The following is a 25,800-nucleotide window of genomic DNA, read 5'->3' on the forward strand; positions in this document are numbered from 1 at the left end:
TTCTCCTTAAGCCAAATGTAGGGCTACAAGCACCAGGTCAATGGCCTTGATACCGATAAAGGGCACGATAACGCCCCCGAGGCCATAAACCAGCAGGTTCTGGCGAAGCAGCACCGCTGCAGCTTTGGGTTCATACTTGACTCCCTTGAGAGCCAACGGAATAAGAGCAATGATGATGACGGCGTTGAATATGACCGCCGACAGAATCGCAGACTGCGGCGTAGCCAGGTGCATGATATTCAGCGCATTCAGCACCGGGAACACACCCGCAAACATCGCCGGAATGATGGCGAAATACTTGGCCACATCGTTCGCAATGGAGAAAGTAGTAAGCGCACCTCGGGTCATGAGCAACTGCTTGCCGATCTCAACAATCTCGATTAACTTTGTCGGGTTCGAATCGAGGTCAACCATGTTGCCCGCCTCTTTTGCTGCCTGCGTCCCCGAGTTCATCGCGACTCCCACATCGGCCTGTGCCAGCGCGGGAGCATCATTGGTGCCATCCCCGGTCATCGCAACAAGCTTCCCCTTAGCCTGCTCGCGCTTAATCAGGTCCATCTTATCCTTGGGTTTGGCCTCGGCAAGAAAGTCATCGACGCCAGCCTCACGGGCAATCACGGCCGCAGTGAGCGGATTGTCGCCAGTAATCATGATGGTGCGAATACCCATGGCGCGAAGCCGCGCGAGACGATCCTTCAATCCACCCTTGACGATGTCTTTCAGATAGATGACGCCCAGTGCGGTCGAATTCTCGGCAACCACCAAAGGCGTGCCGCCAGCGCGGGCAATTTCGTCCACTTGTTCCCGCACCTTGCGCGGCAGGCTTGAGCCCTGTTCCTCCAGGAAATGAGTAATCGCGTCAACCGACCCCTTGCGAATGCGCGAGCCGGGCAAGTCGACACCAGACATGCGTGTCTGCGCTGTAAAGGGCACAAACTCCGCATGGATGCTGGAAAGATCGCGACCGCGCAGACCGTATTTCTCCTTGGCCAACACTACGATGGAGCGACCCTCCGGCGTCTCGTCCGAGAGCGACGAAAGCTGCGCTGCGTCCGCCAACCGCTCGTTGCTTACATCCGGCGCGGGATAGAACTCCGTCGCCTGACGATTGCCAAGTGTGATCGTGCCGGTCTTATCCAGCAACAAGGTGCTCACGTCACCCGCGGCCTCAACAGCGCGTCCGCTCATCGCCAGTACGTTGTACTGCACCAGCCGGTCCATGCCCGCAATGCCAATCGCCGAAAGCAACCCGCCAATCGTCGTTGGAATCAGGCAGACTAGCAGTGAAACCAGCACAAAGATGGTCTGCGGCGCCTTGGAATAGATCGCAAACGGCTGCAGTGTGACTACCGCCAGCAGAAAGATAATTGTCAGGCCCGAAAGCAGAATGCTCAACGCAATTTCGTTTGGCGTCTTCTGCCGCGTAGCGCCCTCGACCAGGGCGATCATGCGATCCAGAAAAGTCTCGCCCGGATTGGAAGTAATTTTGACCTTGATGAAGTCCGAGAGCACTTTCGTGCCTCCGGTCACAGCCGAACGGTCGCCGCCTGCCTCTCGAATCACCGGAGCCGACTCTCCCGTAATGGCCGACTCGTCCACCGAAGCCACCCCCTCGACCACTTCACCATCGCCGGCGATGAAGTGCCCAGCCTCGACGTAAATCAAGTCACCGGCGCGCAACAAGCTGCTGGTCACGTCTTCGAGCACGCCATCGGCGTTGTACTTGCGTGCGATCGTCTCGCCTTTGGCCTTGCGCAGCGTATCGGCCTGAGCCTTACCCCGACCCTCGGCCATTGCCTCCGCAAAATTCGCAAAGAGCACGGTGAACCAGAGCCATAGCGTGATCTGAAGATTGAATCCAAGGCCAGCGCGATGATGGATCGCGTCGTCAATGAGCAATGCCGTCGTCAGCACGCTGCCCACTTCCACCACAAACATCACCGGATTCTTCACCATCAGCCGGGGATTGAGTTTGCGCAGTGCATCCACGGATGCCTGACGCAGAATATCGGTGCTCCAAAGACTCTTTTTGTCTGCCATATCTGCCTACTGCCTTAGAAAAGCTGCCCGGAGTGCAGCAAAAGATGTTCGAGGATCGGACCCAGGCTCAGAGCCGGGAAGAAGGTGAGCGCGCCCATGATGAGAATCACCGATATCAGCAGCACCGTGAAGAGCGGCGTATTCACCGGGAACGTGCCCGGCGAAGGCGGCACGCTCTTCTTTTGGGCCAGATTTCCGGCCAGGGCAAGCACCGGAATCGCCATCAGGAAGCGCCCACCGAGCATCGCTCCGCCCAGCGTCACGTTGTACCACCAGGAGGTGGTGACACCTAGTCCGGCGAATGCCGAGCCATTATTGCCCACTGCGGATGTGAAAGCGTAAAGAATCTCAGTAAGTCCGTGGGGGCCGTTATTGGTCAAAGCGGCAAGCCCAACACTCGGCCAGAGCGCGAAGATCGCCGTGAGCACCAGGATGATCAGCGGAAAGATGAGCACATACAGCATGGCCATCTTGACGTCGTAAGACTCGATCTTCTTGCCGAGATACTCTGGCGTCCGGCCGACCATCAGTCCGGCGATGAACACCGAAAGAACCACAAAAATCAAGATGCCATAGAGCCCGGCGCCGACGCCGCCGAAGACCACCTCGCCAAGCATGATATTGGTGAGCACCACCATTCCACCCAGCGGGGTAAAGGAGTCATGAACGCCATCAACGGCGCCGCAACTGGCGTCCGTTGTGATCGTGGCAAACAGCGAGCTCTGCGCGATGCCAAATCGCACCTCTTTGCCTTCCATATTGCCGCCCGGCGCCGTGGAACTCGCCGCCTGTGCTGCTCCGTGAATCAGCGGATGCGGTTGCGATTCAGCCCAATAAACTGCACTGAATCCCACAGCAAAGAGCACAAGCATCGTCGCAAGCACCGCCCACCCGTGACCGGGCGAACCCGTCAACCGACCCAGCGTCACTGTCAGCGCGCCCGGAATCACGAAGATCGCCAGGATCTGTAGCAGATTCGTAAATGGAGTCGGATTCTCAAACGGATGCGCGCTGTTGGCATTGAAGAAGCCGCCGCCATTTGTCCCAAGCATCTTGATCGCTTCCTGCGAAGCAACCGGCCCCTGCGCAATCGTCTGCGATTGCCCTTCGAGCGTGGTCACCTGGGTATAAGGATGCAGATTCTGCGGTACTCCGTGCCATACGAGGAGGAGCGCAAACACCACGCAACCCGGCACCAGCACGTATAGAATGCTGCGCGTCACGTCCACCCAGAAATTCCCAATGGTCGACGCGCTCGTCCGCTTGATGCCCCGCACCAGCGCAACCGCGACCGCAATGCCCACCGCCGCCGAGAGGAAATTGTGATACGCCAGAGCGCCCATCTGCGTTAGGTAGCTCATGGTCGTTTCAGGCGTATAGGACTGCCAATTCGTGTTGGTCGTGAACGACGCAGCCGTGTTCCACGCCAGTGCCTGCTCTACTCCCGGCAGTTTTTGCGGATTCAGCCAGCTTACCGCCAACATTCCCCAACCCTGCGTCCGTTCAAATACGTAGGTCAAAAGCATGCTGACTGCGGAGAACCCCAGCATCGCGCAGGCGTACTCACGCCAGTTCATCTCCTGGTCCGATTTCACTCCGCTCAGCTTGTAGATGAATTTCTCGATCGGCCGAAGGATTGGATCAAACCATGTGCGTTCTCCCTCGAGAACGCGGGCAAGATAAATACCGATTGGCCGAACCGACGCTAGTAACAGAACGGCATAAACTGCAAACTGCAACCAACCATTTCCAGTCATTTAGAACTTCTCCGGAAACAACAGCGTCGCAATCAGGTAACCCAAAAGCAACACTGATAAAACAAGAACCACTATCGTTACGATATTCATCCCGTTACCTCAACTTCTGGCATGCATGAACGTAACTGAAGGCCAACACGAAGAAGGCCACTGTAAACAACACCATCCAAAAGTCCTGCATTTTCGATCCCATTCTCCACAAACCAGGACTGGAAGCAGCCGGCTTGTGCCAGTAATATCGATCCCCCGAACAATCCTAGCCCACACGCGAAGCAAATAAACTCGCGCCGCAAGGATTGCGCCCTTCATTTATCTTGCGGACCTCTGGGTCAGGCTTGACTAATGCTTTCGTAAGGAAAACGTAAAGGGAACTCTCCTGATGTCGCAAAAATCAAATAACTCAAACATTTGAAGTGCGAAAGAGCTACCCGGGTGTGGCTCAAAACCGGCCCAAACATAACTGAGCCCTCGGATGATAAATTGATTTGGTAACCGATTCCGGCGCGGGCTGGTCGCCCTATCCGAGTGGCACTATAAGCATTAGAGGAAGAACCGTGACAATACCCAAGACAATCCAGCTCGACCCGCGTGACAACGTCCTCGTCGCCCTGGCGGATCTGCCTGGTGGCGAACGAGTGGTTCACTCCGGCGAAACCTATACGCTCAAAGCGTCGATTCCCGCAAAGCACAAATTCGCGATGAAGGATTTCCCAGTGGGGTCGGAAATTGTCATGTATGGGGTGATCGTCGGCCGCGCCCGAGAGCCCATTGCGATGGGCGGACTGCTCACAACCCAGAATGTCGCACACGATGCCGCCGGTTTTCAGGCTAGAAATGCAGCCTACGCATGGACTGCCCCGGATATCACGCCGTGGGCTGGCCGCACATTTAACGGTTATCATCGCCCCGACGGCCAGGTAGGAACGCGCAACTACTGGCTCGTCATCCCGCTCGTCTTCTGTGAAAACCGCAATGTCGACACACTGCGCGAGGCCTTTGAAGAGGAACTCGGCTATGGCAAGCCCAAGCTCTACCGCCAGCAGGTTCGCGAGCTACTGGAAGAGTACCGCGGCGCGGGATCAGAGGGGCAGTCGGCGCAAAAGGAAGCCAGCCAATCGCCTGCTCGCATTTTCCCGAATGTCGACGGAATCAAATTCCTGCTCCATCAAGGCGGATGCGGCGGCACACGCGATGATTCGCGGGCCCTCTGCGGCCTGCTCGCGGGCTATATCCACCACCCCAACGTGGCCGGGGCAACGGTTCTGAGCCTGGGATGCCAAAACGCGCAAGTCTCCGATCTTCTCGAAGAGCTCAAACTGAGAGAGCCGTCCCGGTCGAAGCCGGTATTGATCTTCGACCAGCAGAAGTCAGGCCTGGAATCGACCATGCTCTCGAACGCAATTCGGGAAACGTTTCAGGGACTGATTGAAGCAAACAAGATTGAGCGCAAACCAGCTCCGCTCTCCAAATTGACCATTGGGTTGAAATGCGGAGGGTCAGACGGATTCTCAGGCATCTCGGCCAACCCGGCGATCGGGCGCGTATCCGATATGATCGCCGCCCTTGGCGGAAAGTCGCTCCTGTCGGAGTTCCCCGAGCTATGCGGAGTCGAGCAGAGCCTCATCAATCGATGCGCTAACGACACCAGCTCAGATCGCTTCATCCAGCTCATGCGCAGCTACGCCGCGCGCGCCAAGGCAGTCCATTCCGGTTTTGAAATGAACCCCTCGCCCGGCAACATTCGCGATGGCCTGTTGACCGACGCAATGAAGTCTGCGGGCGCGGCCCGAAAGGGCGGTACATCCCCGGTCAACGATGTTCTCGATTATCCGGAATACGTCCGAACCCCCGGCCTGAGCCTGCAATGCACACCCGGTAATGATGTTGAGTGCGTAACCGCCCAGGTCGGCGCCGGAGCGAACATCGTCCTGTTCACCACCGGACTCGGCACCCCGACCGGCAATCCGATCACCCCAGTGCTCAAACTCGCGACTAACACCAAGCTAGCGCAGCGCATGTCGGATATCATTGACATCGATACAGGCCCAATCATCGAAGGCCAAAACACAATCGAATCAATGGCAGACGCGATTCTGGAACTCATCATCAGCGTTGCGGACGGGACCACACACACAAAGGCAGAATCACTCAGGCAAGACGATTTCATTCCCTGGAAGCGCGGTGTATCCCTATAACAAACGGCCGCATCGTAAGCGGCCCGCTAAATAGACGCCCGAGTTGGAGTCGGCATGATCAAAAGCGGAATTCTCAATCCGGCAATCAATTCTTTACTGAGCCGCGTGCGGCATACAAATACCCTTGTGATTGCCGACCGCGGATTTCCCTTCTGGCCGCATATCGAAACCGTGGATATTTCGCTCGTCGACGATGTGCCCCGCGTCATGGATGTTTTGGAAGCGATCAAGAATAACTACTCCATCGGCCGTGTATTCGCGGCAGAAGAGTTTCTCGCTGTTAACTCCCCACAAACAACAAGCAGCCTCGAAAACGCCCTGCTGGGGATTCCAATTACCTTCGAACCGCACGTCGAACTAAAAAGACGTGTGCCTCACGCCATCGGATTGATTCGCACTGGCGACACGACGCAATACTCCAATCTCATTCTCGAATCAGCGTAGAATGCGGCCCGCACCAGGCACCGCAATCAAATCCCCATCACGGAGTGCCCCAATGGAACAAACATGGCGCTGGTTCGGTCCCCGGGACACTGTTTCACTCTCAGACGCGCGGCAGGCCGGCGCCACCGGTATCGTGACGGCCCTCCACTACATTCCACCCGGAGAAGTGTGGCCCATCGATACCATCCTGGAGCGCCAGAGGACGATCAACTCCGCGGGACTCACCTGGTCCGTCGTCGAGAGCGTCAACGTCAGCGAAGACATCAAGCAGCGCGGCAAGAACTGGCAGCAGCATATCGACAACTACATCGCAACCCTGCGTAATCTCGCCTCCTGCGGCATTCGCACGGTCTGCTACAACTTCATGCCGGTCCTCGACTGGCTGCGCACCGACCTCGAGTGGGAACTCCCCGACGGTTCCATATCCATGCGCTTCGAAGCCGACGCCATTGCGGCTTTTGATCTGTTCATCCTCAGACGGCCCGGAGCCGAAAACGACTGGAGTGACGCGCAGCAGCGTAGCGCCCACACTCGTCTTCAGCAAATGAGCGAGGCCGAGCACGAACGGCTGATTCGCACCGTTGTCGCCGGTCTGCCTGGAACGACCGAGATCTACACCCTCGACTACGTGCGCAACGCGATCGCAAGCTATGCCGATATAGGCCGCGAAGGACTGCGAGCCAATCTCGGAGAGTTTCTCCACGCCGTCTGTCCGGCCGCAGAGGAATTCGGCGTGCGCCTCTGCATTCATCCCGACGACCCGCCGCGGTCCCTGCTCGGCCTGCCCCGCATTGCAAGCACAATGGAAGACCTTCAGTTCCTTCTCGATCAAGCCCCGGAGGCCGCCAACGGAATCACCTTCTGCTCCGGTTCACTAGGCGCCCGGCCGGACAACGATCTTGTCGCGATGATTCGGCAAGTGGCCAAACGCATTCGCTTCGTGCATCTGCGCTCCACCAAACGCGAGCCCGGCAACGATGCCTTTTACGAAGCTCCGCATCTTGCAGGCGACGTCGATATCGTCGCGCTGATGAAAGAACTCGTCCGCGAAGAACGGCGCAGAGCAGCCTCAGGCGACGACGCTCAGATTCCGTTCCGCTGCGATCACGGCAACAAGATCCTCACCGATATCGGAAGTCCATCCGTGCCCGGATATCCGGCAGTGGGCCGCCTTCGAGGACTCGCCGAGCTTCGCGGCGTATTGACAGCAGTAGAGGCACTTACTTAGATTTCACATTTGCTGCTCTAAATGCATATTTATTGCCCGGTACGAACCGGAGGAGGATTGGATGGCGTTTATCGACGAAAGGTTCCTGCTTGAAAGCGAGACAGCGATAAGGCTATACGAGGAATACGCCGCGCCCGAGCCAATCTTCGATTACCACTGCCATCTTTCCCCCCGGCAGATCGCAGAGAATCGCCGCTTTAACGACCTCTTCGAGATCTGGCTGGAAGGCGATCACTACAAATGGCGAGCCATGCGCGCCAACGGCGAACCCGAGCGCTATTGCAACGGCAACGCGCCGCCGTATGAAAAGTTCCTGGCGTGGGCCCGCACCGTTCCGCACACCCTGCGCAACCCGCTCTACCACTGGACGCACCTGGAGTTGCAGCGCTACTTCGGCATCACCGAACTTCTCGATGCCGACTCCGCCCCTCGCATCTGGGAACAGGCCAACAGCATCCTCCAAAATGATCTCGATGTGCGTGGAATTCTGCAAAAGTTCAACGTGCACACTGTCGGAACAACCGACGATCCAGCAGATACTCTCAACTATCACGCGCAGATCGCTGCATCTTCCCTGCCCACCAGAGTCCTCCCAACCTTCCGGCCCGATCCCGCGCTGCGCGTCGATGCTCCACCGTCCTTCAACGCCTGGGTAGACCGGCTATCCCGTGCCGCAAACACGCAGATCACCTCCTTCAAGTCCTTTCTCGACGCCCTCGAACAGCGCGTGCTGGATTTCCACGCCATCGGTTGCCGTGCTTCCGACCACGGCCTCGACATCTGCTTTGCCGAACCCTGCACCGACGCCCAGGCCGCGGCGATCTTCACCGATGCTCAAATCGGACACACGGCAACTCCAGAAGACCATCGCAGATTTGCCAGTTACATCCTTCACTTCGTCGGACGGCTCTACGCCAAACACAGTTGGACAATGCAACTGCATCTCGGCGCGTTGAGAAACGTGAACTCCCGCGCCAAGTCGATTCACGGCCCCGACACCGGCTTTGACGCCATGGGCGGCACAGCGCAACTTTCCGCCCTGGCTAAGTTCCTCGATAAGTTGGAGCAGGACGGATCACTTCCCCGGACCATCCTCTATAACTCAAATCCCGTAGAGAATTACGCCTTTGCCACCATTACGGGCAGCTTTTCCGCCGAGGGCATTCCGGGCAAAGTGCAGTTCGGGAGCGGTTGGTGGTTCATGGACCAGAAGGAAGGAATCGAGTGGCAATTGAACGCGCTTTCCAATGTGAACCTGCTCTCGCGCTTCGTCGGAATGATCACCGACTCACGGTCCTTCATGTCTTATCCACGGCACGAATACTTCCGCAGAGTCCTTTGCAATCTGCTCGGCGGCGAAATGGAAAAGGGGCTTCTGCCCAACGACGAAGCGCTCGTCGGCAATATGGTTCGTAACATATGCTTCGGCAATGCCGACCGCTATTTTGGCCTGCCTGAGCGGGCCGGTGCTACCATGGCTGGGACCGTTGATATAAATCAAGGATAAATATGACCGATGGTGTAACTCCATCAACCGAGGCAGTCCTCGTGGCAGCCTCAGACGAGAGCGAAATCCACGCTCCGCACCCGCTTAAAATCGGGAGCGTCCGATGGCGCATTTGCGCGCTCCTCTTCTTTGCCAACACGATCAATTACATGGACCGCCAGGTTCTTGGCGTTCTCGCTCCGTTGCTGCAAACAAAAATCGGCTGGACTGAAATTCAGTACGGTTATATCGTGGAGGCATTTCAGGCCGCCTATGCGCTGGGCCTGTTAGTCGCAGGCGGAATCATCGACGCCATCGGCGTGCGTCTCGGATACGCACTGGCAATTGGCCTGTGGAGCCTGGCTGCCATCAGCCACTCGCTCGCTCGAACTCCTCTTTCTTTCGGCGTATCCCGTTTCTTTCTTGGCCTCGGCGAGTCAGGAAACTTCCCTGCGGCGATCAAGACCGTAGCCGAATGGTTTCCCAAGAAAGAGCGCGCGCTTGCGACCGGTATCTTCAACTGTGGTACCAACGTTGGGGCAACCATTGTTCCTCTCATCGTGCCGTGGATAGCAGTCACCATCGGTTGGCAGTGGGCCTTCCTCTTTACGGGCTGCTTCAGCCTCACCTGGCTGCTCGTCTGGTGGACGACTTACAAGAGCCCCGAATCCGACCCAAAGCTCGGGGCACCCGAGCTAGCCTACATTCGCAGCGATCCGGCGGAGATATCGAAAAAGGTCCCCTGGATTCGCCTCCTGATCTATCCCCAAACCTGGGCTCTTCTCATCGGCAAAGGACTCACCGATCCCGTCTGGTGGTTCCTGCTGTTCTGGCTGCCCAAATACTTCTCATCAGAATTCGGCGTAAAACTGGAAGGCCTGGCCTTGCCGCTAGTTGTCATTTACAACGCCGCTGCGGTCGGAAGCATCGGCGGCGGATGGCTGCCAGCGCAGGGAGTCAAGCTTGGGCTAAGCATTAAGGCCGCGAGAAGGTCAGCCATGCTGCTGTGCGCGATTGCCGTCATGCCGATCATGCTTATCGGCAACATCCACAGCTTATGGACTGCAATCGGAATCATCAGTCTTGCTGTGGCAGCGCACCAAGGCTGGTCCGCAAATATCTTCACGCTCGCGTCCGATATCTTCCCGAAATCGGCCGTCGGTTCGGTAACCGGCGTGGCAGGCTTTGGCGGCGCCATGGGTGGCATATTGGCTGCCTACATCGTCAGCCACGTACTGGAGCGGTACCACACGTACTCCGGCTTGTTTATCGGCGCGGGCCTCGCCTATATCACGGCGTTACTCATCATCCAACTGCTGGTACCGAAGCAGGATCTCGTAAGACACGCTTAAGTAACTTGACTTATTACGCTTTCGCTTCTTCAACGACCAGTACATCCAGGAAACGCGGTCCATGGACGCCCTTGATACGAGTCATCTCGATATCCGCCGTCGCCGAGGGGCCCGATATGAACGTCGTCGGTAAATCAGAAGTAGCCTTCAGACGGTCGAAGGCTTCGGGAACAGTCGCGACGATCTGATCCGCGAAGACCACACACAGATGATAGTCAGGCACAAGGGACAGAATGCGCGGTCCCTGTCCCGGAGCATTCTGCAGGACGATTGTGCCCGTCTCCGCGATGGCGACAGTGCAGCCGCACAAGAGCCCTTCGGCCTTATCGAGCCGATACGCGTCGAAAGCATCTGCCTCTCCAAAAGCAAAATCCTTCGACAGCCAGTCAGCGGGAAGACCTGCGGGAATCACGAGGCTCTTCTTGCTGCGCGCGGTCAGAACCTCCGCAATGGCATCAGCAACAGACCCGGCAGACGAGTGGTAAACACCGGCATCATACTCCCGCAGACGATCTTCAAATAACTCCACGACAGCGATTGCGCTCGACATGCTCGATCGCGTGTAGGTACGCGCAATCGCCGCGTATTCCTGCGCGATTGCCGATAGCGATTCAGAAGCGCCGAGCGAACGGCGAATGCTACCGAGGATGGCAGCGCGATGATTCGACGAGTCAGCCATCGTGTCCCATCTCGTTTCGTTGCGAACTATTCGCTTGCGGAGCCTTCTCCTTCGCCCACCAATCGCGAAAGGACTGCGCAGGCATAGCTTTGAGATCGCGCGTCTGCGTCCATCCGTTGAGCATCAGCGGCAGCCATTCGATAAATCCATTCTTGGAAACCAGCGGCTTTTGTCCGATCTGTCCAATGCGTTCCGCCATAGCTAATCTGCTCGCATCCTTGAAAAGAAACGCAGCGGCCTGCATGCCGATATTCCAAAGGCTGAACTTGCCTGCAAACGTGGCCTGATCTTCGCGGACAACTTTCCCGCGAAGATGAATCAGCACTTCCGGAATATTGATCTTGACTGGACAAACCTGGTAACAAGCCCCGCACAGCGACGAGGCGTAAGGTAACGAACGCCCTTCTCCCATCGAATGCAACTGCGGCGTGAGAATAGCCCCGATCGGTCCTGCATACACCGATTCATACGCATGGCCTCCCGTCTGGTGGTAAACCGGGCAGGCATTGAGACACGCGGCACAGCGTATACATTGCAGCGTTTGACGTGCTTCCTTGTCAGCCAGAATAGGACTCCGTCCGTTATCCAGGAGCACAACATGAAACTCCTTCGGACCATCCCCCGGATGAACCCCGCACCAAGTCGAGTTATAGGGATTCATCCGTTCGCCAGTAGCCGAACGAGGAAGTGTTTGCAGAAAGACTTCAAGATCCCTAAAGCTGGGAATGACCTTTTCGATGCCCACGATTGAAATCAGAACATCGGGCAAAGTAAGGCACATGCGGCCATTCCCTTCCGACTCCGTGATGCATATGCCGCCCGAGTCCGCAATCAGAAAATTGCCGCCGGAGATAGCCACCTTGACACGCAAAAACTTCTCGCGAAGATAAGTGCGCGCAGCCGTCGCCAGGTCTTCCGGCCGATCGCCTAAGTCGGGAAGATTCATCTCCCGCTGAAACATTGCGCGCACCTGCTGCCGGTTCATATGGAGCGCAGGCACAACAAAATGCGAAGGGCGATCCTTGCCGAGTTGAATAATCAGCTCGGCGAGGTCCGTCTCGACAGGCCGCACACCATTCGCCTCAAGGTGCGCATTCAAGCCGATCTCTTCCGAGGTCATCGTCTTGATCTTGATGACCTCTTTGGCCTGATGTTGCTGTACCAATCCAAGGATGATGCGATTGGCCTCGACCGCATCGCTGGCCCAATGCACATGTCCGCCTGCGCGTGTGCAATTGGCCTCAAATTGGGTCAGATAGTAATCCAGATGACGCAGCGCATGAGCGCGCACCTGCGCCCCGGCCTCACGCAGATCTTCCCAATCCGGCATCTCCGCCGTGACTTTGTTCCGCTTGGCCTGGATAACGTTCGTCGCATGCTGCACATTCTTCCGCGTCTGCGAATTCTCAAGCATCTCGCGCGCCGCAGCTGGAAAATCCTGCCTATTCCAATGAGCCGTCTGTGCCGGAACCTCACTCATGCGCGCACTTCCTCGACCTTCGCGCCTGCATGACCGGAGGCAAGAATCTCCGCCAGATGCGCAGTCCGCACAAACGTCCTTTGCCGGTGCAGCGAGCCATAGAGATGCATCAGACAACTGTTATCGACCGCCGTGCACACCTCCGCGCCCGTATTCAGCACGTTGCGCACTTTGTCCGCCAGCATCGCTGACGAAACATCCGCATTCTTGATCGAAAAAGTCCCTCCAAAACCGCAGCACTCCTGCATGTTCTGGATCGGCTGCAAGTCGAGTCCGCGCACCTGCTTCAACAGCCGGATCGGAATATCGCCCAGATGCAAACTGCGCATCGAATGGCAACTCGCATGGTAAGTCACCTTGTGCGGATACGCCGCGCCGACGTCCTCAACTCCCAGCTTACGCACGAGGAACTCGGAGAACTCATAGATCCGCGGCAGCAGCGACTCAATCTCCGTGACAAGCCTGGCGTCGCCTTCCATCTCCGCCGCCTTAATGTAATGATCCCGCATCATGGAAACGCACGACGAAGACGGAATCACCACCATCTCCGCATCCCGATAAACCTGCACAAAATGTCGGATGATTGGAACAGCCTCGCGCAGATAACCTGTATTCCAGTGCATCTGTCCGCAGCACGTCTGCTCGGGACGAAACTCAATCTCGTGTCCCAGCCGCTCCAGGACACTGACGACCGCCTTGCCCGTCTCCGGAAAGAGAGCGTCGTTATAACAAGTGATAAATAGGGAGACGCGCACGAATTTACCTCGTCGACGGCAGACGTAAAGGTGAGACTCACCCAGTGTACGACGGTCCCATCCGCAAGCGACATCGCAATGGGGATTTTATTTCCCTAATGACAATTAGAGACCACATGCATTCTCAAAGTGTCTCCCCGAAATCTTGACTTACAGTTGACAACAAGCCAGTCATTGCAGAACCTGAACTGGGACGGCAACGGCCAAGCCGGCAATAAAGAGAGGGCAAAAAGAGAGACTGATGGAAACCTCACTGGAATCAGCATCTCAGATACAGATCGGGGATCAGCTAGCTGACCCCACAGAAATCCGGCAACTCCTCCAGGAGTTGATTGATCCGGATCGTATTCTGATACGTCCAATCGAACGCATCGCCTTTGCCTCGGACGCCAGCTGTTATCGCTTGATTCCCCGCGCCGTCATCCAGCCAAAGACCGCCGAAGAGATCAAGCATCTTTTCCTATTCAGCCATGAACACGAAATCCCACTGGTCTTTCGCGCCGGTGGCACCAGTCTCTCCGGTCAGGCAATCACCGACGGCATCCTCGTCGATATCGGCCGCTACTGGCGCAACGTCCGCGTAGAGAAGAACGGCCAGACCATCCGCGTTCAACCAGGACTGATCGGTCAGCAGGCCAACAACGAGCTACGCCTCTATGGCCGAAAAATAGGCCCCGACCCGGCATCCATCGCAAGTTGCCGCATGGGAGGAATTCTCTCCAACAACTCCAGCGGCATGTGCTGCGGAGTCGTGCAGAACGCCTATCACACCCTCAGTTCCCTCACCTTCATCCTGCCCTCGGGAACGCAGATCGATACCGCCGATCTCAATGCCGACAACATCTTCCATCTGCTTGAACCGCAACTCTGCAAAACACTCCTCAAGCTGAAAACAAAGATTGAAGGCAACACCGCGCTCGCCACACGAATCCGGTCGAAATACAAAACCAAGAACACCACGGGCTACTCGCTCAACGCGTTCCTGGACTTCGACCGTGCGATCGACATTTTCAGTCATCTGATCATCGGCTCGGAGGGCACGCTGGCCTTCATCGCCGAAGCGGTGCTGAAGACAGTCCCCGACTACCCTTTGAAGTCGACCAGCTTGCTTTTGTTTCCCGACCTCTACGCAGCCTGTTCCGCCATTGGTGCCTTCACCGCCGCGGGAGCAGCCGCCCTTGAGGTGATGGATCGCGCATCCCTGCGCTCAGTCGAATCGCAGCCAGGCATCATGCCGTATCTGAAAGAGCTACCTGACGCTGCAGCCGGTTTGCTGGTCGAGTTCCAGGCGCCGAACGAAGCGCAGCGCCGCGACTTCGAGATCAGTGCCACTGCCGTCGTCGCCACTCTGACCCTGCAGCGCCCCGCTGAATTCACCAGCGACCCGGTCGAGCAAGCCAAGCTGTGGAAGATTCGCAAAGGCATGTTTCCTTCCGTCGGAGCAGTGCGCGCCGCCGGCACCACAGCCTTGATGGAAGACATCGCAATTCCCGTAGACCGCCTCGCCGAAGCAGCCACCGACCTCCGAGCCCTCTTCAGCAAGCACGGATACGACAACGCCATCATCTTCGGCCACGCCAAGGACGGCAACCTGCACTTCGTCCTGACCCAGGGCTTCAACACAGAGTTCGAAATCGGCCGTTACCGCGAATTCATGGACGACGTGGTTGAAATGGTCGTCGGCAAGTACGACGGCGCGCTCAAAGCCGAACACGGCACCGGACGCAACATGGCTCCCTTCGTCGAAACCGAGTGGGGCCCGGACGCCTATCGCATCATGCAGGAGTTGAAGGCGGTCACCGATCCGCACAACCTGCTCAATCCCGGAGTTATCGTCAATGCCGATCCGCTGGCCCATGTCTCAGACCTGAAACAGATGCCGGTCGTCGAGCCCGAAGTGGACAAATGCATAGAATGCGGCTTCTGCGAACATAGCTGTCCCAGCCGCGACCTCACGCTCACTCCGCGTCAGCGCATCGTAGTCCGCCGCGAAATGCAACGGCTGAAAGACTCCGACGCGCCCGACGCAACCTATGCCGCTCTGGACTGCGATTTTCCCTACATGGCGCTCGATACCTGCGCTGCCGACGGACTCTGCGCCACCGATTGCCCGGTCCAGATTGACACCGGCAAGCTCACCAAGCGATTTCGCACCATGCGCCACTCCCCGATGGCGGCAAAAATCGCAGAAACCGCAGCGCGCAACTTCGCCCTTGCCGAATTTGGAGCGCGCTTTGCCCTTGCCGCCGGACACCTCATCGAAAGCACCTTTGGCCCCAATTCGATGACAGCCATCACCAGGCAGTTTGACCGCGTCTCCAGAAAACTCTTCGATGCCGCATTCTGGAAATGGAGCTATCCCATGCCAAAACCCCGGCGCGGCAAGCTCCCAGTTCAACCCCGCGAAGGCGCAGACGCAGTCTATTACCCTGCTTGCATCTCGCGAATCATGGGCGCATTACCCGGCGAATCAGAGGAACCCTCCAACATGCAGGCCCTGCTCAATATCGCCGGACGCGCCAAAATCCATCTCCACATCCCGCGCGATCTCGCCGGACATTGCTGCGGCGTTCCCTTTTCTTCTAAAGGCTTCGACGCCGCCAACAACATCGCCGTCAATCACACCATCGAGAGCTTCTACCGCTGGTCTGACTCCGGCCGTCTGCCCATCCTCATCGACACCAGCCCCTGCACCTACGGCCTCAAAACCTGCCGCCCGCAACTCACGCCCGAGAACCAGCAGAAGTTCGACAAGCTGCGCATCCTCGATTCGGTCGAATACGCGCAAAGCACGATCCTGCCTAAACTGCCGATCGTACGTAAGCTGCCTTCGGTCGCATTGCACCCGGTCTGCTCCGCCTCCAAGATGGGCATCGCAACCAAACTGACCGCGCTCGCCCAGTCCTGCAGCGAAGAGGTCGTAGTTCCGATGGAAGCCGGTTGCTGCGCCTTTGCAGGAGACCGCGGTTTCCTGCATCCCGAACTCACCGCCTCCGCCACGCAAAGCGAGGCCGCAGAGTTGGAATCCCGGCCCCAAGACGGCTATTTCTCCTCAAGCCGCACCTGCGAAATCGGCATGACCCGCGCCACCGGCAAACTCTACCGCTCCTATCTTCACTTACTAGACTTCGCATCGCGCCCATAATCGCTCACTACTTTCAAACATTCCAGCGACGAGACCGCTCCACCGCCTCTTTCCAGCGATTCCGTCGCGCAGCTACATCCGCTGCATTCTGGCTCGGCTCAAAGCGCACATCATTCTGCCGCTGCGCACAAAGCTCGCTTTCCCCACCCCAGAATCCAGCTGCCAACCCCGCCAGATACGCCGCACCCAGCGCCGTCGTCTCCGTAACCTGAGGCCGAATCACCGGAACCCGCAGCACATCCGCCTGAAACTGCATCATCAGATCGTTCACCGCCGCCCCGCCATCGACACGCAAAGCCGGCAGCTCGATTCCCGTCCCGGACGCTGAATCCTGCTGCATAGCCTCCAGCGCATCCGCAACTTGGAACGCGATGCTTTCAAGAGCCGCCCGCGCAATGTGCCCCGGCTGCGTGCTACGGCGAAGTCCGATCAACAATCCGCTTGCATGAGGGTCCCAGTGCGGAGCGCCCAGACCGACAAACGCCGGCACAAAAACCACCCCGTCGCTGTCCGGGACCGAAGCCGCCAGCAATTCCACCTCCGCCGAAGAGCCGATCAGCTTCAGATTGTCGCGCAGCCACTGCACAACCGCCCCACCAATAAAGATGCTGCCTTCCAGCGCATACTCCAGCCGCCGATTGGCGCTCGCCGCCAGCGTCGTAATCAGCCTGTTCTTCGATTGCAGAAAGCCCGTTCCGATGTTCTGCAACAGAAAACACCCGGTACCATACGTATTCTTCGCCTCGCCCGGATGAAAACAAAGCTGCCCAAACAGCGCTGCCTGCTGATCGCCTGCAATCCCTGCAATCGGAATCCCGCCCAGTCCGAGCGAAGTGTTCACCTCGCCAATCCGCTCGCTCGACCACCGCACCTCAGGCAAAACGCCCGCAGGAATTCCGAACAGGCGCAGCAACTCCTCATCCCAGCGCCCTTCGACGATGTTGTAAAGCAGTGTCCGCGAAGTATTCGTCTGGTCCGTAACATGGACGGGAGCCTTACCAACCCCATTCGTCAGATTCCAGATCAGCCAGCTATCCACAGTGCCCATCGCCAGCTTCCCCGCCTCGGCCTGCACCCGCGCACCCGGCACGTTCTCCAGAATCCACGCCACCTTGGTCGCCGAAAAATACGGGTCCAGCACCAGCCCCGTCTTCTCACGAACCATCGGCTCCGCGCCCTCCGCAATCAACCGTTCGCAATGCGCTGCGCCACGCCGGTCCTGCCAGACAATAGCGTTATAGATCGGCCTTCCTGTCTCGCGCTCCCACACCACCACGGTCTCGCGCTGATTGGTAATTCCCAGCGCCGCCACATCCCGCGGCTCCACTCCCGCGCGCACCATCGCCTGCACCGCGCAGCTCATCTGCGATGTCAAAATCTCGGTCGGATCATGCTCCACCCAGCCCGGCTTTGGATAAATCTGTTTGAATTCCTGCTGCGCCACAGCGGCAATCGCGCCCGAGTGGTCAAACAAAATCGCGCGCGAACTGGTCGTTCCCTGATCGAGTGAAAGAATGTATGCCATGCGGCCACTATGTAATCACGCGCCACGCAACGCGGGCAAGCCAGGCATCGGGCGCTACTTCTTCACCTTCTTCAACTGCGCCCAGTCCTTCTCTGTCTGATCCGCATACTTCCTGCCGAATTCGGCAATCGCCTCGGCAAATCCATCTCCGGCCCCCAGATACGCAGCAATCTGCCGCGCGTCACCCGAGCGCGCATGGCCCCGCGCCAATAGCTCTCCGCATAGCTGCGCGTATTCCAGCAGTCCATCGCCATTCAGATCCGTTAGCTCGATCGATGCCTTGTGGTCGTTCAGTCGCCGTACCAGATAATCTCGCCCATCGATCGTCGTATACCCAAGCAGAATATCTGTGCCGGTCTGGATCAATCGCTGCCCTTCAACAACTCGCTGCCCCTGATGCCGCGGCACATGCGGGTCCTGCAGATACGGTGCATACGCCGACGGAGCCTCTTCCTTGATCTGCAAGAAGAACGGATCGCCCGGCCCATTGCCTTCCATATACACGCAGTAATCCCGCAACCCCACCGACCCGGTCCCGACCACCTTGAACGCAACATCCAACGGCCGGTACTGAGACAAAAAGATTTGGCGCTGCGACTGCAGCGTCTGCCGGTAAGCCTCCAGCGAAGCCAGCACAGTCGCAGCCTTCGCGCCCGAAAGCCGCGTCAACACAGGCTTCTGCTCACGGAAACGCCGTGGCGCTTCCGGCTTCGCGGCGTCCGGCCCCGGCACCGGCTCCGTCAGCTGCTCAAGCGTATGCATTGGCGTGGCCCTCAAAGCCTTTCGCAGCGCCACATGCACGGGTGCAACTTCCTCGATACGGCTGATCTGATCCCGTACCATCTCCAGTACCGGCATAGGAGCGTAAGCCCGCATCCGTTCGCAGTAGCTGGCAATGCAGCGCACCACGGACTGCTCGCAGATGCTCTCCTTATTGCCTGCCTCGCGTCCAGCCACAACCAGTGACGCGGCCATCCGCTTCAGGTCCCATTCAAATGGGCCGCGAAAGGTTTCGTCAAAGTCGTTAATGTCAAAAATCAACCGGCCATCTTCGGCCGCATAAGCACCAAGGTTGCGCACATGCGCGTCACCGCAAAGCTGTACGATCAGACCCGTATTCGGAAGCGTGGCAAGATCCGCCGCCATCACCGGCACCGCACCGCGAAAATACCCAAACGGCGACAACGCCATGCGTTCATATTTGATCTTCACCAGCGCCGGCACGCGTCCGCGAACAGATCGCTGCAGCAAGGTCAGCGGAGGCGTGAGACGTGCTTTGGCTGAGAAATCCGAATGTTGCTGACGCGCCATTTGCTTGCGCCGCGCCTGGCCCAGGTTTTGTCGTTCTTCAGGAGTCGCCCAATGCATGTCGGGACCATACAACCGGTGGCGTCCGCCGCGCAAGCTCGGCTTGACCACTGGCAAAAAGCTATACTGAACGAAATTCCTTGCGTGCCTCGCAAAAGGCGCAAGACGCGATCGAAAGGAATCTGCGCTGAAGATACAAGAGCAAGAGGTGTCCAAATCAGCTTCAGCCGCCCCCGCTCAGGGAGTGCCGCTCTGCGTGGATCTGGACGGCACGCTCGTAAAGTCAGACACTTTCCTCGATTCGCTCTGCATTCTTCTGCGTACCCATCCAGCTAGCCTTTTACGCATCCCAGGATGGCTAATAAGCGGCGGCAAAGCACATGTAAAAGCTGAGGTCGCTGCGGTCTCACCTCTGGATGCGACCCATCTGCCTTACAATCAGGCAGTCCTCCACTTTCTGGAGGAACAACACCGCCTCGGACGCCCCATCTACCTCGTCACCGGCGCAGACACATCGCTCGCCAGCCGTGTTGCCGCGCATCTTGGCCTTTTTTCCGGCGTGATGGCCTCTAACGGCGAAACTGGTTCGTCCGGCCATACCGATTCGGTGAACCTGACCGGCAACCGTAAGCTGACTGCGCTTCAGCATCGCTTCCCGGCCTTCGACTACATCGGCAACTCCCGCCCCGACATTCCCGTGCTCAGTCACTCACGTCTGGCCTATATCGCCAACCCGACTCTCGGCCTGCGCATGGCCCTCAAATCCCGCACTCTTTCCGCCGCGCAGTGCTTCCGCGACCGGCGATCCCTGCTTTCGACCGTGTTCAAGGCCATCCGGACACATCAGTGGGCAAAAAACGTCCTCCTGTTCCTGCCCTTGCTGCTCTCGCACCAGGTCTCCATGAAGACAAGCGTCGCGGCAATCGCGGCATTCTTTTGCTTCAGCTTCATCGCATCCGCAAACTACCTGATCAACGACCTGCTGGATATCGAGAACGACCGGCGTCACCTCAAGAAGCGCCAGCGGCCATTCGCTGCTGGCGATCTTGCGGTTTCTTCCGGAGTGACCCTGGTTCTGCTGCTGATTGCCGCAAGCTGCGCCATTCTGCCGCACCTGCCGACAACCTTCGCCTTATGGCTGCTGGTCTACGCCACCACCACCTCGGCTTACTCCTTCTACCTCAAGCGCGTTCCACTGGTCGATGTGCTCGTACTTTCAGGCCTCTACGCCGTCAGAGTGCTAGCGGGCGGCGCCGCGACCAATACATTTATCTCGCCATGGCTCTCGGGCCTCGCCATTTTCCTCTTTCTTTCCCTCGCCATGGTTAAGCGATTCAGCGAACTGGCAAACCTGCGCGAGCGCGGTATCGCCAACTCCCAGGGTCGCGGTTACCTGGTCTCCGACCTGGAACAGATCCGCGCCTTTGGCACTGCGAGCGCATACGCCGCAGTTGTCGTCTTTTCCCTGTATATCTCGCGGCCCGACGTTTCCGCGCTGTATCGCCACTCGGGACGCCTGTGGCTGATCGTGCCCATCATGCTCTATTGGCTGAACCGAGTCTGGCTGCTCGCCTCCCGCGGAGAACTCGACGAGGATCCTGTAGTCTTTGCCATCAGCGATCCCGTAAGTCTCATGCTTGCAGCGGGTACCGCCGTCCTTGCCATCTTCGCGATGGTCTAGGGAGTCTCCTCCTACCTCGAACGGCTCCCCTGAGCCACGCAAGGTATTGATGCATCTTCAGATGGTCTTGCTCCGTCTTATGGGACACATGCCTTTTTCGAACATCTGTTAGCGGAAATTCCGCCATTCCGTTTCCAACCCTTAGACTGAATTCAACTGCAACATCTTTTTTGCGAGTCTCGGGAGCGACAAGAAATTCTATGTGGATTGTCCGGCTTGCGTTACGGCGCCCTTATACCTTCGCCGTATTTGCCATCCTACTTCTGTTGATAGGCGCGTTCAGCATCCTTTCGATGCCAACCGATATCTTTCCGAACATAAACATCCCCGTCGTCAGCGTCGTCTGGCAGTACACCGGCCTCTCCGCCGAAGAGATGGCTAATCGCATCATCTCCAACAGCGAACGCGCCATGACCACCACGGTCAACGACATCGAGCACATTGAGTCTCAGTCGCTCAACGGCATCGGCGTCATCAAGATCTTTTTCCAGCCCCATGTCGATATCGGCTCGGCCGTCGCTGAAGTCACCGCCATCAGCCAGGTTCAGCTCCGCTCCCTCCCACCCGGAACGACCCCGCCGTTCATCATCCAGTACAACGCCTCCAGTGTCCCGGTCCTGCAGCTCGGCCTTTCCGGCCAGGGCCTCAGCGAGCAGCAGTTGGGCGATCTAGGCACCAACCTCATCCGCACCCAGCTCGCCACCGTCGAGGGCGCGTCACTTCCCTATCCCTACGGCGGCAAGCAGCGCCAGATCCAGGTCGACCTCGACCTGCACGCGCTGCAATCCAGGGGCCTGTCGCCCAGCGACGTCGTTAACGCCATTAATGCGCAGAATCTGATCGTTCCCTCCGGCACTATGAAAGTAGGGACCTACGAGTACGCAGTCGAAACCAACTCCGCGCCTCCTATCGTCGATGAGCTGAACAACCTGCCCATCCGGGCCGTCAACGGCGCGGTCGTTTATATCCGCGATGTGGCTCACGTCCGCGACGGCTTCCCGCCGCAGACCAATATCGTGCGCGTCGACGGCCAGCGCGCCGCGCTCATGAACATCCTCAAGACCGGCTCCGCGTCCACGCTGGACATCATTAGCGGCATCAAGGAAAAGCTGCCTGTCATCAAAGAGCGGATGCCTCCCCAGCTGCGCATCAACGCGCTCAACGATCAGTCCATCTTCGTCAAGGGAGCCATCAACGGGGTGGTTCGCGAGGCGATCATCGCCGCATGCCTAACCGGCGTCATGATCCTCATCTTTCTCGGCAGTTGGCGCTCCACGCTGATCATCGCGGTTTCCATTCCGCTCTCCATCCTCAGCTCACTCATCTGCCTCTCTGCCTTGGGCGAGACCATCAACATCATGACCCTCGGCGGCTTGGCCCTGGCCGTCGGCATCCTGGTCGACGACGCCACCGTCGAAATCGAAAACATCAACCGCAATCTCGAATCCGGCAAGGAGATCGAGCAGGCCATCCTCGACGGCGCTGCGCAGATCGCCGTCCCCGCCTTCGTCTCCACGCTCTCTATCTGCATCGTCTTCGTACCGATGTTCTTCCTGAGCGGCGTCTCGCGCTATCTCTTCGTGCCCCTCGCCGAAGCGGTCGTCTTCGCCATGCTCGCCAGCTACCTGCTCTCGCGAACCGTCGTGCCCACGATGGCCAAGTTCCTCCTCAAGGAGCACAGCGACGAAGATGCCGAGAAGCGCCGCACCAGCCGCAATCCCTTCATCGCCTTCCAGCGTGGCTTCGAGCACTACTTCGAAAAAATCCGCGGTGGCTACATCCGTCTGCTCACCTTCTGCGTCGATCACGCCACGCCATTCATCGTCGTCTTCCTGCTGATCTGCGCCGCATCCGTCGCTCTCATCGCGCCCTGGCTCGGGCAGGACTTCTTTCCCTCAGTCGACGCCGGGGCCTTCCGCATTCACGTCCGCGCTCACACCGGCCTGCGCATCGAGGAGACCGCAAATCTCTGCGATCACATCGACAAAGCCATCCGCCGCGAGATTCCCTCCAAGGAAGTTGTCACCATCATCGACAACATCGGCCTTCCCTACTCCGGCCTGAATCTCTCCTACTCGACCTCCGCACCCGTCGGAACGGCCGACGCAGACATCACAGTCCAGTTAACCGAGGACCACCACCCCACTGGCGCTTATGTCAATGACCTGCGCAAGTCCCTGGCCCGCGAGTTCCCAGGCGTCACCTTCTACGTGCTGCCTGTCGATATCGTCACCCAGATCCTCAACTTCGGTTTGTCCTCGCCCATTGACATCCAGGTCATCGGCCCCGACCTGCAGCACAATCGCATCTACGCCGAAAAGCTGCTCAATGACGTCAAGTACGTCGCCGGCACCGCCGACACACGCATCCAGCAGCCCTTCAACCTGCCCAAGTTCACCGTCAACGTCGACCGCACTCGCTCCGAGGAAGTGGGCCTGACCCAGCGTGACATCGCCGGCAGCCTCCTGGTGGCGCTCAGCGGCAGCTTCCAGACGACGCCGAACTTCTACCTGGACCCCAGAAACGGCGTCTCCTACAACATCGCCGTTCAGTCCCCTCAGTACAACGTTCAGTCCGTGCCCGACCTGCAGAGCCTGCCCGTAACCCTCTCCTCGGGAGCTCCGCTGCCGCCTCCGATCTCCGGCGCCAGCGCGACCGCTGCCCCAGGCAGCCCGCAGACAGTACAAGTTCTTAGCAACCTGTCTTCCCTCGCTCCAGGCAACGAGCTCGGCACCGTCAGCCACTACGATATCCAGCCCGTCCTCGACATCTACGCCAACGTCGATGGCGCGGATCTCGGCTCCGTCACCCGTAAAATCGAGGCCATCGTGGCCAAGCACAAGAGCGAAGTTCCACGCGGAACCCAGGTCGTCCTTCGCGGCCAAAGTGAAACCATGGCCAAGTCTTATATCGGCCTCCTCGTCGGGCTGGCCTTCTCGATTCTGCTGGTCTACTTCCTCATCGTCATCAACTTCCAGTCCTGGCTGGACCCCTTCCTGATCATCTCCGCGCTGCCGGCGGCCATCACCGGCATTGTCTGGTTTCTCTTCATCACCAACACCCGGCTCAGCGTTCCTGCGCTCACCGGCACCATCATGTGCATGGGCGTAGCAACCGCGAACTCCATTCTGGTAGTCAGCTTCGCCCGCGAGCAGTTGGAGGCCCTGGTAGGCGACGCGCGCAAAGCAGCGCTCAATGCAGGCTTTACCCGCTTCCGCCCGGTGCTCATGACCGCGCTGGCCATGATCATTGGCATGGTCCCCATGGCCCTCGGCCTGGGCGATGGTGGCGAGCAGAACGCGCCTCTCGGCCGTGCCGTCATCGGCGGCCTATTGCTGGCCACCGTGGCCACGCTCTTCTTTGTCCCAACCTTCTTTTCGGCACTCCACGGACGCATTGAAAAGAACGCCCGCCGCAAACGGGCCTATACCCAGAGCACCGTCGTGGACGAGCAGTTTCCGGAGCAGATATGAGCACTCAAGAGACGAATAAGCAGCATTCTTCTAATCCGCCCAGCGGCGCTGTCACTTCGCATGACACTGAAACCGCTCCTGAGCAGAAACCCATCAAGGCCGGTCATGGATTGACGGCAGTCCTGGTGCTGATCGTGGTCCTCATCGTGCTGGGCGTGCTTGGCATCCTGCCGCGCCGCCATGCGCAGGAAGTCCTCGCTCAGCGCACCGACGAGCTCGCCGCGCCCTCCGTCATTACCCTCGCGCCCAAGCCGGGCAATCCTATCCAGGAACTCATCCTGCCCGGCAACGTCACTTCCTACACAGACGCGCCCATCTTTGCCCGCACCTCCGGCTACCTCACGCACTGGTACTTCGACATAGGCGCCAAGGTGAAGCAGGGCGCGCTGCTCGCCGAGATCGCCAGTCCCGAAGTCGACCAGCAGCTCTCCCAGGCCCAGGCCGACCTCAATACCGCCGAAGCCAACGCCAATAACGCCCGCATCCAGGCCGACCGTTACAAGGACCTCGTCACCTCCAACGCCGTCTCGCAGCAGGACACCGACACCTTCACCAACCAGGCCTCTTCCACCGCCGCCCAGGTCAAATCCGCCCAGGCCAATGTCCAACGCCTTAAAGAGCTAACCTCTTTCGAAAAGATCTACGCTCCCTTCGACGGCGTCATCACCGCCCGCCGTGTAGACATCGGCCAGCTCATCGACGCTGGCGCAGGCCAGAACTCCACCGCCGAGCTCTTTCACATGCAGGCCGTAAACACCCTCCGTGTCTACACCAATCTGCCCGGCGTCTTCTCCGCTTCCGTCCACCGCGGCGAAACCATCGATCTCACCTTCGCCGAGCACCCCGCCCAGGTCTTCCACGGTAAGCTCGTTCGGACCGCCGACGCCATCGACCCCACCAGCCGCACCCTGCTCGTTGAGGTCGACGTCGACAACCGCAAAGGCGACCTTCTTGCCGGAACCCTCGCCCAGGTACATTTCAAGGTCAATCCAGTCGGCAATGTCTTTGTCCTGCCGGTGTCGGCTCTTATCTTCCGCAGTGAAGGCCTGCGCGTCGCCACCATCAAAGACAGCGTCGCTCACATGAATCCGGTCACCATCGGCCAGGATGACGGCCGCACCGTCCAGATCATCACTGGTCTCGGCAAGGACGATCAAGTCGTCCAGGATCCGCCGGATTCGCTGATCGATGGCGAAAAAGTCCATGTCCTCACACCCCAGGAAGTTCAAACAGCTCAGGGGGGCAAGTAGGA

The 25,800-nt window shown here is 58.5% G+C and carries 17 protein-coding genes; 9 read left to right on the forward strand and 8 right to left on the reverse strand.

Translation table 11 applies throughout. The annotated features are described in order from the left end of the window. Window positions 1-6: 6 nt before the first annotated feature. Genes kdpB through kdpF form a run of 3 tightly spaced genes read right to left on the reverse strand, consistent with a single transcriptional unit; the run spans window position 7 to window position 3,887 of the window. Entirely contained in the window at window positions 7-2,040 is a 2,034-nt protein-coding gene (kdpB, locus tag OHL23_RS00815) for a potassium-transporting ATPase subunit KdpB (protein ID WP_263349850.1), read from the reverse strand. Between the two features lie 14 nt (window positions 2,041-2,054). Beyond that, entirely contained in the window at window positions 2,055-3,797 is a 1,743-nt protein-coding gene (gene kdpA / locus OHL23_RS00820) for a potassium-transporting ATPase subunit KdpA (protein WP_263349851.1), read from the reverse strand. After that, window positions 3,798-3,887, reverse strand: a complete 90-nt coding sequence (gene kdpF, locus OHL23_RS28665; RefSeq protein WP_396127250.1) for a K(+)-transporting ATPase subunit F — start codon at window positions 3,885-3,887, stop codon at window positions 3,798-3,800. A 464-nt stretch (window positions 3,888-4,351) separates the two neighbouring features. Between kdpF and OHL23_RS00825 the strand changes: the two genes are divergently transcribed. From OHL23_RS00825 to OHL23_RS00845, 5 genes are all read left to right on the forward strand, one after another. Then, a complete protein-coding gene (locus OHL23_RS00825) occupies window positions 4,352-5,992 on the forward strand; it encodes a UxaA family hydrolase (protein ID WP_263349852.1) in 1,641 nt (546 codons plus the stop codon). A 54-nt stretch (window positions 5,993-6,046) separates the two neighbouring features. Then, the gene (gene rbsD / locus OHL23_RS00830) at window positions 6,047-6,436 is read left to right on the forward strand and encodes a D-ribose pyranase (protein ID WP_263349854.1); all 390 of its coding nucleotides are present in this window, start codon (window positions 6,047-6,049) and stop codon (window positions 6,434-6,436) included. Between the two features lie 52 nt (window positions 6,437-6,488). Continuing rightward, on the forward strand, window positions 6,489-7,664 hold the full coding sequence (gene uxuA, locus OHL23_RS00835) for a mannonate dehydratase (RefSeq protein ID WP_263349856.1): 1,176 nt from the start codon (window positions 6,489-6,491) through the stop codon (window positions 7,662-7,664). Between the two features lie 61 nt (window positions 7,665-7,725). Then, window positions 7,726-9,171: a glucuronate isomerase gene (uxaC, locus tag OHL23_RS00840; RefSeq protein ID WP_263349858.1), complete on the forward strand. Its 1,446-nt coding sequence runs from the start codon at window positions 7,726-7,728 to the stop codon at window positions 9,169-9,171. Window positions 9,172-9,173: 2 nt separating this feature from the next. Beyond that, entirely contained in the window at window positions 9,174-10,502 is a 1,329-nt protein-coding gene (locus tag OHL23_RS00845) for an MFS transporter (protein ID WP_263349859.1), read from the forward strand. 13 nt (window positions 10,503-10,515) lie between these two features. Here OHL23_RS00845 and OHL23_RS00850 read toward each other — a convergent pair whose 3' ends face one another. From OHL23_RS00850 to OHL23_RS00860, 3 genes are read right to left on the reverse strand one after another with little or no spacing between them, the layout of a single operon-like run. Then, complete coding sequence (locus tag OHL23_RS00850; protein WP_263349861.1) at window positions 10,516-11,181, reverse strand: LutC/YkgG family protein; 666 nt, start codon at window positions 11,179-11,181, stop codon at window positions 10,516-10,518. Next, window positions 11,174-12,661, reverse strand: coding sequence for a LutB/LldF family L-lactate oxidation iron-sulfur protein (locus OHL23_RS00855; protein ID WP_263349862.1), 1,488 nt, complete (start codon window positions 12,659-12,661; stop codon window positions 11,174-11,176). Before OHL23_RS00855 ends, OHL23_RS00850 begins: the two co-directional genes overlap by 8 nt. Further along, the gene (locus OHL23_RS00860) at window positions 12,658-13,416 is read right to left on the reverse strand and encodes a (Fe-S)-binding protein (protein ID WP_263349863.1); all 759 of its coding nucleotides are present in this window, start codon (window positions 13,414-13,416) and stop codon (window positions 12,658-12,660) included. The genes OHL23_RS00855 and OHL23_RS00860 overlap by 4 nt, the downstream gene beginning before the upstream one ends. Before the next feature lie 241 nt (window positions 13,417-13,657). Here OHL23_RS00860 and OHL23_RS00865 point away from each other — a divergent pair, with 241 nt between their 5' ends. After that, a complete protein-coding gene (locus OHL23_RS00865; RefSeq protein WP_263349864.1) occupies window positions 13,658-16,561 on the forward strand; it encodes an FAD-binding and (Fe-S)-binding domain-containing protein in 2,904 nt (967 codons plus the stop codon). A 13-nt stretch (window positions 16,562-16,574) separates the two neighbouring features. On the opposite strand, the gene glpK is transcribed toward OHL23_RS00865, so the two are convergent. Then, window positions 16,575-18,086, reverse strand: a complete 1,512-nt coding sequence (glpK, locus tag OHL23_RS00870) for a glycerol kinase GlpK (protein WP_263349865.1) — start codon at window positions 18,084-18,086, stop codon at window positions 16,575-16,577. A gap of 54 nt (window positions 18,087-18,140) precedes the next feature. Then, window positions 18,141-19,505, reverse strand: coding sequence for a DUF2252 domain-containing protein (locus OHL23_RS00875; protein ID WP_263351689.1), 1,365 nt, complete (start codon window positions 19,503-19,505; stop codon window positions 18,141-18,143). Between the two features lie 97 nt (window positions 19,506-19,602). Here OHL23_RS00875 and OHL23_RS00880 point away from each other — a divergent pair, with 97 nt between their 5' ends. The 3 genes from OHL23_RS00880 (at window position 19,603) to OHL23_RS00890 (ending at window position 25,798) form a co-directional block, all read left to right on the forward strand. Beyond that, window positions 19,603-21,075 carry a UbiA family prenyltransferase gene (locus tag OHL23_RS00880; protein WP_263349867.1) on the forward strand — a complete coding sequence of 491 codons (1,473 nt, stop codon included), beginning with the start codon at window positions 19,603-19,605 and terminating at the stop codon, window positions 21,073-21,075. Window positions 21,076-21,275: 200 nt separating this feature from the next. After that, window positions 21,276-24,548 carry an efflux RND transporter permease subunit gene (locus OHL23_RS00885; protein ID WP_263349868.1) on the forward strand — a complete coding sequence of 1,091 codons (3,273 nt, stop codon included), beginning with the start codon at window positions 21,276-21,278 and terminating at the stop codon, window positions 24,546-24,548. Then, the gene (locus tag OHL23_RS00890; RefSeq protein WP_263349869.1) at window positions 24,545-25,798 is read left to right on the forward strand and encodes an efflux RND transporter periplasmic adaptor subunit; all 1,254 of its coding nucleotides are present in this window, start codon (window positions 24,545-24,547) and stop codon (window positions 25,796-25,798) included. The genes OHL23_RS00885 and OHL23_RS00890 overlap by 4 nt, the downstream gene beginning before the upstream one ends. Window positions 25,799-25,800: the final 2 nt, after the last annotated feature.

The sequence above is a fragment of the Acidicapsa acidisoli genome (assembly GCF_025685625.1).
GTDB lineage: Bacteria > Acidobacteriota > Terriglobia > Terriglobales > Acidobacteriaceae > Acidicapsa > Acidicapsa acidisoli.